Origin of the sequence: Streptomyces sp. NPDC094034 (assembly GCF_040303865.1) — a bacterium.
GTDB lineage: Bacteria > Actinomycetota > Actinomycetes > Streptomycetales > Streptomycetaceae > Streptomyces.
The window spans coordinates 69,768-83,272 of record NZ_JBEOUD010000028.1 but is presented as its reverse complement, the minus strand read 5'-3'; the positions used below and the strand labels follow the sequence as shown (position 1 = coordinate 83,272).

13 protein-coding genes are annotated in these 13,505 nt (G+C 72.5%); 8 read left to right on the top strand and 5 right to left on the bottom strand.

Annotated features, from left to right (window positions below; genetic code table 11):
• The first annotated feature begins 65 nt into the window (after positions 1-65).
• The 3 genes from ABTZ59_RS23700 to ABTZ59_RS23690 all read left to right on the top strand — a co-directional run bounded on the left by ABTZ59_RS23700 (position 66) and on the right by ABTZ59_RS23690 (position 3,740).
• On the top strand, positions 66-917 hold the full coding sequence (locus ABTZ59_RS23700; RefSeq protein ID WP_351413214.1) for a DeoR/GlpR family DNA-binding transcription regulator: 852 nt from the start codon (positions 66-68) through the stop codon (positions 915-917).
• 103 nt (positions 918-1,020) lie between these two features.
• Positions 1,021-1,458: an SRPBCC family protein gene (locus ABTZ59_RS23695; RefSeq protein WP_351413203.1), complete on the top strand. Its 438-nt coding sequence runs from the start codon at positions 1,021-1,023 to the stop codon at positions 1,456-1,458.
• 188 nt (positions 1,459-1,646) lie between these two features.
• Positions 1,647-3,740 (top strand): hypothetical protein, encoded by a 2,094-nt coding sequence (locus tag ABTZ59_RS23690; RefSeq protein ID WP_351413195.1) that lies wholly within the window; start codon positions 1,647-1,649, stop codon positions 3,738-3,740.
• Positions 3,741-3,919: 179 nt separating this feature from the next.
• Here ABTZ59_RS23690 and cds1 read toward each other — a convergent pair whose 3' ends face one another.
• Positions 3,920-5,077, bottom strand: coding sequence for an L-cysteine desulfhydrase Cds1 (gene cds1 / locus ABTZ59_RS23685; RefSeq protein ID WP_351413190.1), 1,158 nt, complete (start codon positions 5,075-5,077; stop codon positions 3,920-3,922).
• A gap of 212 nt (positions 5,078-5,289) precedes the next feature.
• Here cds1 and ABTZ59_RS23680 point away from each other — a divergent pair, with 212 nt between their 5' ends.
• Positions 5,290-5,607: a hypothetical protein gene (locus tag ABTZ59_RS23680; protein ID WP_351413179.1), complete on the top strand. Its 318-nt coding sequence runs from the start codon at positions 5,290-5,292 to the stop codon at positions 5,605-5,607.
• Between the two features lie 258 nt (positions 5,608-5,865).
• Complete coding sequence (locus tag ABTZ59_RS23675) at positions 5,866-6,390, top strand: ATP-binding protein (protein WP_351413172.1); 525 nt, start codon at positions 5,866-5,868, stop codon at positions 6,388-6,390.
• A gap of 103 nt (positions 6,391-6,493) precedes the next feature.
• Here ABTZ59_RS23675 and ABTZ59_RS23670 read toward each other — a convergent pair whose 3' ends face one another.
• The gene (locus ABTZ59_RS23670; protein ID WP_351413163.1) at positions 6,494-7,711 is read right to left on the bottom strand and encodes an ROK family protein; all 1,218 of its coding nucleotides are present in this window, start codon (positions 7,709-7,711) and stop codon (positions 6,494-6,496) included.
• Positions 7,712-7,807: 96 nt separating this feature from the next.
• Here ABTZ59_RS23670 and ABTZ59_RS23665 point away from each other — a divergent pair, with 96 nt between their 5' ends.
• From ABTZ59_RS23665 to ABTZ59_RS23655, 3 genes are all read left to right on the top strand, one after another.
• Positions 7,808-9,049 carry an MFS transporter gene (locus ABTZ59_RS23665; protein ID WP_351413156.1) on the top strand — a complete coding sequence of 414 codons (1,242 nt, stop codon included), beginning with the start codon at positions 7,808-7,810 and terminating at the stop codon, positions 9,047-9,049.
• Positions 9,050-9,143: 94 nt separating this feature from the next.
• On the top strand, positions 9,144-9,491 hold the full coding sequence (locus ABTZ59_RS23660; protein ID WP_351413145.1) for an SCO4225 family membrane protein: 348 nt from the start codon (positions 9,144-9,146) through the stop codon (positions 9,489-9,491).
• A 63-nt stretch (positions 9,492-9,554) separates the two neighbouring features.
• Positions 9,555-9,884, top strand: a complete 330-nt coding sequence (locus tag ABTZ59_RS23655) for a DUF6332 family protein (RefSeq protein ID WP_351413139.1) — start codon at positions 9,555-9,557, stop codon at positions 9,882-9,884.
• Here ABTZ59_RS23655 and ABTZ59_RS23650 read toward each other — a convergent pair.
• The 3 genes from ABTZ59_RS23650 to ABTZ59_RS23640 all read right to left on the bottom strand — a co-directional run bounded on the left by ABTZ59_RS23650 (position 9,845) and on the right by ABTZ59_RS23640 (position 13,406).
• A complete protein-coding gene (locus ABTZ59_RS23650) occupies positions 9,845-10,510 on the bottom strand; it encodes a response regulator transcription factor (protein WP_249948883.1) in 666 nt (221 codons plus the stop codon). The genes ABTZ59_RS23655 and ABTZ59_RS23650 overlap by 40 nt on opposite strands.
• A 42-nt stretch (positions 10,511-10,552) precedes the next feature.
• Positions 10,553-11,878, bottom strand: a complete 1,326-nt coding sequence (locus ABTZ59_RS23645) for a sensor histidine kinase (RefSeq protein ID WP_351413123.1) — start codon at positions 11,876-11,878, stop codon at positions 10,553-10,555.
• A gap of 223 nt (positions 11,879-12,101) precedes the next feature.
• Complete coding sequence (locus ABTZ59_RS23640; protein ID WP_351413111.1) at positions 12,102-13,406, bottom strand: geranylgeranyl reductase family protein; 1,305 nt, start codon at positions 13,404-13,406, stop codon at positions 12,102-12,104.
• Positions 13,407-13,505: the final 99 nt, after the last annotated feature.

The following is a 13,505-nucleotide window of genomic DNA, read 5'->3' as shown; positions in this document are numbered from 1 at the left end:
CCGGAACCGCGTGGGAGTATGAGGCCCCTGACGATCGAACACCACGCGGAAGGACCGGCACTGCGGTGAGCGACAACCAGAATCTTCTCGCGGAGCAGCGCCGTGCCCTGATCCTGGACGAGGTGCGCAGGCGCGGCGGGGTCCGGGTCAATGAGCTGACACGCAGGCTCAGCGTCTCCGACATGACCGTGCGCCGGGATCTGGACGCGCTGTCCCGCCAGGGTGTCATCGAGAAGGTGCACGGCGGCGCGGTGCCGGTGGTCGAGGCCAGCACGCACGAACCGGGCTTCGAGGCGAAGTCGGCGCTGGAGCTGACCGCGAAGGAGGACATCGCGCGTGCGGCGGCGGCCATGGCGGTGCCCGGCAGCGCCATCGCGCTGTCCGGCGGTACGACCACCTACGCCCTGGCCCACCAACTGCTGGACGTACCGGATCTGACCGTGGTGACCAACTCGACGCGAGTCGCCGATGTGTTCCACACGGGCCAGCGGGCTGTCGGGGGCGCGGGCGGGCCCCGGCCAGGGGCGGCCATGGTGGTGCTCACGGGAGGGGTCCGTACGCCGTCGGACTCGCTGGTCGGTCCGGTGGCGGACCAGGCGATCCGCTCGCTCCACTTCGATGTGCTCTTCCTCGGCGTGCATGGCATCTCCGCCGAGGCCGGGCTGTCCACCCCGAACCTCGGGGAGGCGGAGACCAACCGGCATTTCGTACGGTCCGCGCGCCGGGTGGTGGTGGTCGCCGACCACACCAAGTGGGGCACCGTCGGGCTGAGTTCCTTCGCGACGCTGGAGCAGGTCGACACGCTGGTGACGGACTCGGGGCTGTCGGCCGCGGCCCGTGAGGAGATCGCCGAGTATCTGCCGGGGCTGGTGGTGGCGGGCGAGTCCACGGAACGGTCTGTTCCGCAGGACGACTGACCGCGCACGCGCGAGGTTAGGGCGGTCCGTGCGGGGCGCGTGTGCGGGGCGTGCGTGCGGGCGGGGCGTGCGGGCGGTCCGTGGCGCGGCTTACGATCGCCGGGTGAGCGCCTTCCGTATCGACCGCACCTCACCGCTGTCCGCCGACGAGGTCTGGCGGCGGCTCACCGACTGGCCGGCCCACGCGGACCAGGTGCCGCTGACGAGGATCGCCGTGCTGACCCCGGGCCCCACCCGCGTCGGAACCGTCTTCGTCGCCCGCACAGGGCTCGGTCGTGCCGGCTTCGACGACCCGATGGAGGTCGTCCGCTGGCAGCCGCCCGCGCCGGGCGTCCCCGGTCACTGCCGGCTGGAGAAGCGCGGCCGGGCCATCACGGGCTGGGCCGAGATCCACGTGCGGGATGCGGGCGCCGCGACGCGGGTGCGTTGGGAGGAGGAGTTGCGGATCGGTCTGCTGCCCGGGCCGCTCGCCCCGTTGACCGCACGGGCCGGACGGACGGTGTTCGGCCGCGTCGTCGACCGGCTGCTGCGGGGCCGGTGATCTGTCCACCAGCCGCGATGTCAACCGAGAGGGCGTCAACTGTCGCTCCACGGGCCGGACATGGTCTGGAGATGGTCACTCCTACGATGAGCTTCGCATCCTTCGCACCCCTCGCTCGTTTGGCCTGATAAGCAGCGCCGAGCGACGACGCGACGACGCGTCAGCACATGCGGAAGGGCACCGTCCCCATGCCGAGCCACCGACAGCCGACCGACAACGCCACCACGGGCCCGCGTCCAGGCGTCGATGACGCCGAGGCCGCCCTCGTCGAGCACTACCCGCGGCTGGTCCGGCTGGCCTATCTCACCCTTCCTCCCGCGCTGGGCCGTCATCGACGCGTCCTCACCGCGCACGCCACCGTCCAGCATGTGCTGCCGGGCGCGCGCAAGAGCGACTCGCGGGCGCGGGTGCCCGGTCAGCGCATGCCGAGCGGATCCGCCTTCGCCTGGCTACGGGGTCAGGTGCTGCGTGCCGCGCTCACCCATGACCAGCCGTCCCCCTGGTGGCGCGTACGGGCGGTGCGGCCGCGGACCGGCCTGCCGCTCGTCGTGGGGCTGCGGCTCTTCCCCAGGGCCGGCGGCACCGACGAACTCGCCCTGGACCAGGCCCTGTCCACGGTCAGCGCGCCCGCGCGCGCCGCGCTCGCGCTGCGCGTGCTGGAGGGGCTGTCCGAACAGGCGGTCCGCGCGCTGCTGGAGGACGCGGGGGTGGCGGACCCGGCCGCCGCCGTGCGTACGGCGGAGCGGCTCGCCGCCCATCGGGACGGCCGCACCGGAAAGCTGCTCGGCACCTCGGAGTTCGACCCCTGTACGGTGCAGACCCGGCCGACCGATCTGCTGCGGCGCAGACAGCGGTCCAGGATCGCCGGGGCGGCCGTCGCGATCGCGCTGGCCGGGACGGTGCTCGCGGTGTCCCTGCCCGAGGACGGCCCTCCGGATCAACCCGTCGCCGGAGCCCACGGTGACGGCGCCCTCTATGGTCCGACCGGTACGGCGGCGCTCGCCCGCGCTCTCGATCCGGCGCTGCTGGAACGCGCGCCGGAGGCGGCGTGGACCGACACCTCCCGGATCGACTTCTCCGTCTGGCCCGCCAGGGGCGGTCGTACGGACGACACCGCGCTGCTGAAGCGCGCGCTGCGCGTCTGGGGCGGCCCGGGGCCCGCCGTGCGGGTGTCCGCCACTCCGGGCACCGGTACGGCGCCACCCACGCAGCCGCCGCGTCTGCTGTACGCGGGCGACCTGGACGGGGCGGCGGTGGTCCTGCTCCACGACGGGCAGCGGATCGTGCGGTACGCGGAGCCGGTGTCGAAGCGGGTGACACCGCCGAAGCGGGGACCACTGCCGGACTCGGCGTCCCTGCCGGAGTCGACGTCCCTGCCGGACTCGGAGAACCGAGGGGTGCCGATGCCCGACCGGAACGCGCCGTCCCTGGACTTCGCCCGTGCCGACCAGGCGGACATGACAACCGCCGCCGCGCTCACGGTCATCCGTACCCCGGACGGGGCCCGCTATCTGCTCGCCCCGTGGATCGCCGGGTCGGCCACCCGGGATCTACTGGCACCCGACGCCCCCGCCCGGAGCCTCGGGGTCAGCGCCGACGGCGTGACCGCCGCCGTACCGGCCCCGGCATCCGGCGGCGACTGCGTGGCCTGGCCGGTGCTGGTGCTGCGCTCCTCGGAGAGGATCGCGGAGCGGCACTCGTTCCTCGTCACGGACCTCGGCGACCCCGCCCCGGCGCATCTCACCTACACCCCGCCGCCCGGCGGCGGCGCGCCCGCACGCCGCCCGAGCGAGGTGACCGGCGAACCGGCGCTGCTCAGCTGGGCACGTACCGCGTGCTCACTGCGGCCCCTGCGCGGTTCCGGCGTACGGGACATCAACAACTGGGCGTTCGCCGAGCAGTCGCTCCCGGAATCGGGGGGCCGGTCCACCTGGGTCTGCACCCGGGCCGACACCTGGCGCGGCCCGGGCCGGATCCTGGTGCAGTTCCAGCGGCCCGCGCCCGTGCCCACGACACCGGGAACGGTGGTGGCCGAGGCAGAGAACACCGCGTCCTGCGGCAGGTTCGGGCCGCACATCCTGGCGGGGACGCGCTGGCGGTCGCCCTCCGGGAAGTGGTTCCTGCTCGCGGCGGGCAGCCGCGACATCACGCGGATCGAGGCCACCGGCAGCGTACGGGCGACAACGTCGGCGACGACGCTGGCGGTGCGGGCGCCCCGAGAGGGTTCCGTACGGCTGTCGGCACGGCTCACCGGCGGGGGCAGCCTCCGGGCGGTGGGCTGAGAGAACCGGATGCGGGACGGCGGGGGGGCGGGACGCCGGGGCCGGACGTCGGGGCCGAACGTTCGGACGCCGGGGCGGGACGCCGGGGCCGGACGATCGGACTGCGGGGCCGGAGCCGTAGGCGGCCCATCGGCCCGCCGGGTTCATCGGCCCATCGGCTCCATCGGCCCGTCCGACCGTCAGTCCGGCCAGACGCCGCTCTCCAGGAAGCGGTCGAGCGTCTCCGTGTACGGCGCGATGTCCAGGCCCTGTTCGGCCAGCCACGCGTCCGAGTAGTACTTGTCGAGATAGCGGTCGCCCGGATCGCAGAGCAGGGTGACCACGCTGCCCTGGCGCCCCTCCGCGACCATCTCCGCGACGATCTTCAGCGCGCTCCACAGCCCGGTCCCGGTGGAGCCGCCCGCCTTGCGTCCGATGGCCCGCTCCAAGGCGCGCACGGCGGCGACGCTCGCCGCGTCGGGCACCTTCATCATCCGGTCGATGGCGCCGGGTACGAAGCTCGGTTCCATCCGGGGCCGGCCGATGCCCTCGATCCGGGAGCCGCGCTCGCTGCACGCCTGCGCGTCGTGCCGGGTCCAGCCGTCGAAGAAGCAGGAGTTCTCCGGGTCGGGGACACAGACACGGGTATCGAACTGCATGTAGTGGACGTAGCGCGCGATGGTCGCGGAGGTGCCGCCGGTGCCGGCCGTGGCGACGATCCAGGTGGGCACCGGATAGCGTTCCAGCCTCAGCTGCTGGTAGATCGATTCGGCGATGTTGTTGTTGCCACGCCAGTCGGTGGCGCGCTCCGCGTAGGTGAACTGATCCATGTAGTGGCCGCCGGTCCTGGCCGCCAGCTCGGCCGACTCCTCGTACAGCTTCCGGGAGTCGTCGACAAAGTGGCAGCGCCCGCCGTGGAATTCGATGAGCCGGCACTTCTCCGCGCTGGTCGTGCGCGGCATCACGGCGATGAACGGCACCCCGATCAGCTTCGCGAAGTAGGCCTCGGACACGGCCGTCGAGCCGCTGGACGCCTCGATCACCGGTGCGCCGGGCCTGATCCAGCCGTTGCACAGCCCGTAGAGGAAGAGCGAGCGGGCGAGCCGGTGCTTGAGGCTGCCGGTCGGATGGGTCGACTCGTCCTTCAGATACAGATCGATTCCCCACCGCTCGGGCAGCGGGAAGAGCAGCAGGTGGGTGTCGGCGGAACGATTGGCGTCGGCCTGGACCTTCCGTACGGCTTCTTTGAGCCATGTCCGGTAGGCGGGATCGCTACGGTCCACGTCGACGGTCGCCGTCGCCCGGCCGTCCGGGGGCGCCGTCCTCCCGTCCGTGCCGGTTCCGTCCCGTCCAGCCATACGCACCGTTCCTCGTCCGTCGAACCGGTCCCCGTCCCCCAAAGGTACCGCCACCACCTGCGCAAACATTGACTTTGGGCAGCCATAGCGATCACTTCTGGCCCTCGCCGGAAACGCGCTCTGGTGCCCGCCCGCATACTTGTGCACACTGCCTGGAGGGGACTTGAGGGGACCCGGGCACGGGGAACGGGTACGGAGGGGGCTGAAGAGCCATGGCTGAGCCGGAGTTCAGCGCGCGCGGGGTACGGATCGAGCGATGGCCCCGCTCACTCACCAGGGCCGGCCAGGTCCTGATCCAGGACGGCAGGCTGGCCTTGCTGACCAGCTACGGCCGGGTGATCGACAGCGCGCCCCTGCGGGCCGTGAGTACGGCGAAGCCGTGGTTCGCGGGCAGCGGCAGCGCGGTCGCCACCGTGAACGGGATCCGCTACCGGCTGACCATGGGCCAGCGCGGTCGCCGACCCGACGCGACAGCGCTCGCCGGGCGCTTCATGGACACCGTCAGCAGGGCGAGCCACGGCAAACCCTGAGCCTCGCTGAAGTTGCCTCGATCCGCTGGGAATCCGTCCGGAATTATTCCGGCGTAAACCGGAAAATCGCCACGAACAACGGTCCGGCCTGCCCGAGTTGCGAAGCTTGACCCCTGGGTTCACTCTGATCTCACATCACTCAGGGTCAACCGGCGGTGACGCTACGATTCAGCCCCCCGCCGGGCGGGATCAGCAGCGTGTCCGCTGCCGGATCCGATCTTCGTCTTCTTCGGGACCTCATTTCGGGGAGTCGTGGCCGTGATCAGCCAGCCCAGCAGGCACTGCACGGTGGAGCTCCAAGCCCTGCCGTCGCGGATCGGACAGGTCCGCAGAATAATTTCGGCGCAATTGCGCTATTGGCATCTCGATCCCTTGATCGACTACGCGGCGCTCGGTGTCACCGAGCTGCTCACCAACGTCCACCGGCACGCACAGCCGGACAAACGATGCACTGTCGATGTCGAACTACTGCTCGAACGACTCATGGTCTCGGTCAGCGATCACGATCCACGGCTCCCCACGGTCCGCGACGCGAGTCTCTTCGATACCGGCGGACGCGGCCTCGCCCTGATAGCGGCGGTGAGCGAGAGCTGGGGCATACACGCCCGGGGGGACACGGGAAAGAGCATCTGGTTCACCCTCCCCGCACCGCCCGCCGCGCGCGCCCTGCCCCTGCGCCCGGTGTACGGCGCGACGACGGACGGCCCCTTTCCCGGGGCCGAGTTCGGCGCCATGACCAGGGAGTACGGGCACGCCTGGGCCAGATCGGCCGCGCTCAGCTGACCGGCACGGATCCCTGAACCACCCGAACGGTCCACCGCGGTCAGGCGCGGCCACCCTCGACCGTACGACCGAACCGCTCGTCCCGCGTCTCCCGTCCGGCCGGTCACGGAGCCAGCGCGCCGAGCGGATCGTCCAGCACCGGCTGCCATGCCACCTCGGCCGCGCCCACCAGGCTGTTGTGGTCGAGGGTGCAGGGAAGGATGGGTACGCCGCCACTGCGGCCCCACAGGCTTCGGTCCGCGACGACGGCGCGCAGCCGTTCCGGGTCCGCGTCGAGCAGTTCCCGGTGGAGTCCGCCGAGGATGATGCGGTCGGGGTTGAGGATATTGACCAGCCCCGCGAGCCCGAGGCCCAGCCGGTCGATCAGTTCCTCGGCGGCTCCGCGTACGGCGGGGTCCGCGTGCTCCGTACGGAGCAGATCACGGGCCTGCTGGAGCAGTGAGACCTCGGGGCCGGGGGCGCGGCCCGCCGCGGTGAGGAAGGCGAGCGGGTCGGCCTCGACATCGAGACAGCCCTTGCTGCCGCAATAGCAGGGCCGGCCCTCGGGGTTGACCGTGAGATGGCCGACCTCCAGGGCGAGGCCCGCACTGCCGGTGTGCAGCCTGCCGTCGAGCACCAGCGCGCCACCGACCCCCCGGTGTCCGGTCGCGACACAGAGCAGATGCTGGGCGCCGCGTCCCGCGCCGTGCCGGTGCTCGGCGAGCGCGGCGAGGTTGACGTCGTTGCCGGTGAACGCGGGGCCGTCGATGCCCGCCGCGCGTACCCGCTCGGCGAAGATCTCCCGTACCGGCGCCCCGGCGGGCCAGGCGAGGTGCAGCGGGTTGAGCGCCGTGCCCTCCGGCTCCGCGACCGCCGACGGTACGGCGAGCCCCGCGCCGACACAGCGCAGCCCGGTGGCGCGCAGCAGCCCCGCCCCGGCCTCCACGACCTCCCCCAGGACCTGCGCCGGATCGGCGGTGACCGTACTGCGCACGGGCGCGGTGGCGACGATCCGGCCACCGAGCCCGACCAGCGCGGCCCGGAAGCCGTCCGGGTGGACCTGGGCCGCGAGCGCGACGGGCCCCTTGTCGTCGACGGACAGCCGATGCGAGGGCCTGCCCTGGGAACCGGCGCCCGCGCCGGGACGGGAGTCGACCCGGATCAGACCGAGGGCCTCCAGCTCCGCGGCGACCGCACCCGCCGTGGCCCGGGTGACCCCCAGCTCCGCGGTCAGTACCGCGCGGGTGGGCGCACGGCCGGTGTGCACCAGTTCCAGTGCCGGACCGAGTGCGCCGCGGCCTCTCTCCAGCCTTGTCCTGGCGGTCGTCCCCTTGCCGTTCATGGGGGCGAGTCTCCCATGATCCGCGACCGATGCCGACGGCCCGTCGCGCGATGCCGACGGCTTGTGAGGACGGGCCAGGGCCCCTATGCTCACTTTGTGCCGCATCTAAACAAAGTAACGACGGCCTTCTTGGGAGGACGCGCCGGAGAACCCGGCTCCCGGTCCTCGCTGTCCCGCCTCCGTATCGCGCTGACCGTGTTCTTCGCCCTCGACGGTTTCATGTTCGCCGGCTGGGTGGTCCGTATCCCCGCCATCAAGCAGCAGACGGGAGCCTCGGCGAGCGCTCTCGGACTCGCGCTGCTCGGCGTCTCCGCGGGCGCGGTCGTGACGATGGTGTTCACCGGCCGGCTCTGCCGGCTCTTCGGCGGCCATCCGGTGACGGTGGTGTGCGCCGTACTCCTCTCGTTCAGCATCGTGCTGCCGCCGCAGACCCACTCTGCCCTGACCCTCGGTCTGGTGCTGCTGGTGTTCGGCGCCGCGTACGGCGGACTGAACGTCGCGATGAACAGCGCGGCCGTCGATCTCGTGGCCGCCCTGCGCCGCCCCGTCATCTCCAGCTTCCACGCCGCGTTCAGTCTGGGCGGCATGATCGGGGCGGGACTTGGCGGGCTGGTCGCGGGCGGCCTCTCCCCCGCCGTCCATCTGTCCCTCCTGGCCGGGGTCGGTCTGCTCGTCACCGCCGTCACCGGCCCCACACTGCTGCGGCACCCGGCGCCCGTCCCGGAGCGCACGGGGCCGGAGGCGACAGCGGCGGGGAGGGCGTCCCCTCCACGACGGCTCGACCGTCGCACCCGACGCCTGGTCCTGCTCTTCGGTGTGATCGCCCTGTGCACGGCGTACGGCGAGGGCGCCATGGCCGACTGGAGCGCGCTCCATCTCACCCAGGACCTGGACGCGACCCCAGGGCTGGCGGCGGCCGGTTACTCGCTCTTCGCCCTCGCCATGACGGCGGGACGGCTGTCCGGTACGGCCCTGCTGGAGCGCCTCGGCCAGACCCGCGCCCTCGTCGCGGGAGGCGTCACGGCCGCGCTCGGCATGCTGATCGGCGCGCTCGCCCCCACGGCCTGGTGGGCCCTGGCCGGTTTCGCCGTGGCCGGCCTCGGCCTCGCCAATATCTTTCCCGTCGCCATCGGCCGCGCGGGGGCGCTGGCGGGACCTGGTGGCGTCGCCGCCGCCTCCACCCTGGGATACGGCGGGATGCTGCTGGGGCCGCCCGCGATCGGCTTCCTCGCCGACTGGTTCACGCTGCCACTCGCCCTGACCACGGTGGCCCTGCTGGCGGGCGCCGCCGCGCTCATCGGCTACTCGGCGCGGAACGCGTCGGCGGAACCGGCCTGAGGTGGGGCGCCCGGCGGATGAGTAGCCGTACTCAGGCACATCCGTTCGGGCTGAATCACCCTGGAGGGACAACCACTTCAGGGGAGACAGAGCAATGAACTCAGGACGGCTCGCCGGACTCGCGCGGCTGACCTTCGGCAATCGCGCGTCGCAGGTCTATCTGGGGCTGGTCGCCGCGGCGACGGTGTTCGTCGCGGTCGACACCCTCTTCGTCCACCACGAGGACGCCTCGTTCGCCGGGGTGTGGCTGTTCTTCCTCGCCGCGCCCGCCATCTTCGGATTCTTCGTCGGGGGCGGGCTGTTGGGCGACGCGGTCGCGGAGTCCGCCGGATTCCTCTATCCCTCGCTCGTGCTCTCGGTGCTGATCCAGGCGGCGGCCATCGGGGCGTTCGTACGGCTGCTGCGTCACACGCAGGGTTCGGCGCACCCCCACCGCGCCTGACACCGGCCGCCCCGGTGGGGGTGGCGTCTTGCCCCGGGACCCGGGCGAGGTCAGACTCGGGCCATGGGGACACGAATCGGGGGAACCACGCGCGGCGACGCGGAACGGGACGCCATCACGGTCGAGATCGGCTTCGCCGTACTGACGGGAGCGTTCGCGGCGGCGCTGGTGTACGGCGTCATCGCGGGACCCGCCTGGTACTTCGACCTGCCGGACGTGCTCGGGCAGGTCGCAGCCGTAGCCGCGGGTCTCGCGTTCGTGGGGCGTGTCGTTCAGGTCCTGTGGCGCTTCCCGCGGTCCGGACCGGGCACACCGGGACACCTCCCGGGCCGGCAACAGGAGAAGCGCACCGGTCAGCCGAGCCAGCCCGGCCGTACCAGCCCCGACTCATAGGCGAGGACGACCAGTTGGGCCCGGTCGCGGGCGCCGAGCTTCACCATCGTCCTGCTGACATGCGTCTTGGCCGTGAGCGGGCTGACGACCAGTCGGCGGGCGATCTCCTCGTTGGAGAGACCGATGCCGACCAGCGCCATCACCTCTCGCTCCCGCTCGGTGAGCGCGCCCAGTTCCGCGAGGCCCGTCGGGGCCTTGGAGCGGGACGCGAACTCCGCGATGAGCCGGCGGGTGACTCCAGGTGACAGCAGCGCGTCGCCCCCCACCACCGCCCTGACCGCGCGCAGCAGTTCCTCCGGTTCGGTGTCCTTGACAAGGAAACCGGAGGCGCCGGAACGGATCGCCTCGAAGACATACTCGTCGAGTTCGAAGGTGGTGAGCATGACCACCTTCACCTGGTCGAGCCGTGCGTCCTCGGTGATCCGACGGGTGGCGGCGAGGCCGTCGAGCAGTGGCATCCTGATGTCCATCAGCACGACATCGGGGCTCAGTTCACGCACCCGGAGCAGCGCCTCCTCGCCGTCCGCGGCCTCGCCCGCGACCTCGATGTCCGGCTGGGCGGCGAGCAGCGCGCGAAAGCCCGCCCGTACCAGCGACTGGTCATCGGCGAGCAGTACACGGATCACGGTCTCTCCTAGGCGTTCGGGCCCGGCGTGGGCCCCGGTTGTTCAGTCCTCGGGGTTCAGCGGGAGCGTGGCCCGTACGCGGAATCCGCCGTCGGGACGCGGGCCGGCCTCGATCGTGCCACCGAGCGCGGCGGCCCGCTCACGCATGCCGACAAGACCGTTGCCGCCGCCGCCCGCGTCGCCGCCGGTGGCCGGACCCGCGTCGTCGACACGCAACTCCAGCAGCCCCGGCGCGTAACCGAGGCCGATCTCCGCCGTACGGGACCCGGAGTGGCGCACCACATTGGTCAGCGCCTCCTGGACGATCCGGAAGGCGGCCAGATCCGTGCCCGGCGGCAGCGCCACCCGCTTACCGTCCCGCCGGACATCGACGGTCAGTCCGGCGCTCGCGGCCTGCTCGACCAGCTCGGGCAGCCGGTCGAGGCCCGGGGCGGGGGCGCGCGGGGCGTCACCGGGCGTTCTGAGGGTGTCGAGGACCTGCCGTACCTCGCCGAGGGCCTCCTTGCTCGCCGCCTTGATCGTGGTCAGGGCGGTGCGGGCCTGCTCGGGATCGGAGTCGAGCAGGGCGAGCCCCACACCCGCCTGCACGTTGATGACCGAGATGGAGTGGGCGAGCACGTCATGCAGCTCACGGGCTATCCGCAGCCGTTCCTCGTTCTTCCGGCGCTTCTTGGCCGCCGCGCGCTCGGCGGCTTCCCTGGCCCACTGCTCATGGCGTACCCGGACGAGTTCGGAGGCGGCGCAGAGGGCGACCACGAAGGCCGCGATGACCAGTTCCTGCCCCCAGGGCGCGGGGCGGTCGTGCGCCGGGGGCAGCCAGCGGTAGAGCCAGTGCGCGATCAGCAGATGGCCCACCCAGAGCGTGCCGACCGCCCACCAGGCGGCCCGCCGGTGACCCGCGACGATCGCGGCGGAGCAGGCGACCGCGACGGTGAGGAAGACAGGTCCGTACGGATAGCCCGCGGCGAAGTACCCGAGCGCGGTCGCCGAGACTCCGAAGACGGTGATGACGGGGTGTTTCCGGCGGAACAGCAGCAGGGCGGGACCGGCGAGCAGCAGCAGCCGCGCGTAGCCGTCCAAGGGCTGTCGATCGGGCTGACCGTGCGCGGCGAAGGCGGTCCCCACCAGTACGAAGACGGCCAGCAACAGGGAGGACGGCCAGGGCAGCCGGCCGCGGCGACGGGCCCCGGGGAACCGGAGGGGCGGTCCGTCCTGTCCCCAGGGCGCATCCGCGTACGACCAACCGTCGCCCCGCGCCCAGGGAGGCCCGCCGCGCCCGCAATGGGGGCCGCCGCCCCATCCCCGGGCCCGGCCCCCTTCCCGCCACCGGCCACGTTCCCGGCCCGGGCGGCTGTGCTGCTCTTCCATACCGGTCACGCTAGACCGGCGGGCGGGTACGGGCGTCAGCCGGGCGAGGTGACCACAGGTACTCCCCGGGGAGTACGGGAACCTCGGCGGGCGCGCCCGCACGAAGCGGGGACGTACGGCGGCGCCGTCGGCCGGGCCGTACGCCCCCCGCCGCCGGATCAGCGCGGATATCCGCGCGGACCCGGTCGCTCTCCCGATCACCCTCCCGGTCAGGGCCCGTCCCTCACTCCCGGGCGCCCGCCTCCGGAACACCCGTCACCCCGGCCACACCGGGCTCCGGCGTCCCGCTGTCCAACGTTCCGGTTTCGCTCGGCTGCCTGCGGTCCAGCAGATCCAGCGCACGGCGGGCCAGCGGATGGGTCCGTACGGCACCGGCGAGCGTGGTCGAGCCGCGGGTGATGTCCGCGAACATGGTCCACGCCGGGCGCAGCCCCGTGATCGCCGCGTGCAGCAGCCCCGGCCTGCGCTCGAAGATGGCCAGCATCCGTCGGCCGACGCCCATCTCCACACCGAGCCCGGCCTTGATGGCGAACGCGTAGTTCAGCGCCTGACGGCGGGCGTCCACGGCGTCGTGCGACTCGGAGATCCGTACCGCCCACTCCCCCGCGAGCCGCCCGGAACGCAGGGCGAAGGAGATTCCTTCCCTGGTCCACGGTTCGAGGAGGCCCGCCGCGTCCCCGCACACCAGCACCCGCCCGCGTGACAGCGGTGAGTCCTCGCTGCGGCACCGGGTCAGATGCCCGGACGAGATGGAGGGCTCGAATCCGGCGAGCCCGAGGCGGGCGATGAAGTCCTCCAGATAGCGCTTGGTGGCGGCGCCCTCGCCGCGCGCCGAGATCACCCCCACGGTGAGCGTGTCCCCCTTCGGGAACACCCACCCGTAACTCCCGGGCAGCGGGCCCCAGTCGATGAGCACCCGGCCCGCCCAGTCCTCGGCGACGGTCGGCGGTACCGGAATCTCGGCCTCAAGGCCCAGGTCCACCTGGTCCAGCTTCACTCCGACATGCGCGCCTATCCGGCTGGCGCTGCCGTCCGCGCCCACCACGGCCCGCGCCAGCACCGTCTCGCCGTCCGCCAGGACGACCGCGACCGTACGGCGGTCGGGCACGGCCGGGCCGTGCTGCTCGACGCGCGAGACGGTCACGCCGGTACGGAGCACCGCGCCGGCCTTCTGCGCGTGCTCCACCAGACTCGCGTCGAACTCCGGGCGGTTGATGAGCCCGAAGAGCATGCGCTTGGAGCGGCGGGTACGGGCGAGCTTGCCGTTCAGGGAGAAGGTCACCGCGTGCACCCGGTCCCGGAACGGCAACTCGAAGCCCGGGGGCAGTGAGTCGCGCGAGGGCCCGATGATTCCACCCCCGCAGGTCTTGTAGCGGGGCAACTCGGCTTTCTCCACCAGCAGCACCTGACGGCCCGCGACCGCCGCCGCGTATGCCGCGGAGGCTCCCGCCGGCCCTGCGCCGACCACGACGACATCCCACACCGGCTCGTCGTGCTCGCTTCCGGCGTCTGCGTTCTCGCTGCTCACGATGTGCTTCTGCTCCTGATCCGACCGGTGGCCCCTGCTGTCGAACGGCATCCTACGGCGCTGGCTCGGTGAACCCGCTGTGGGAGGATCGGCAGTGAC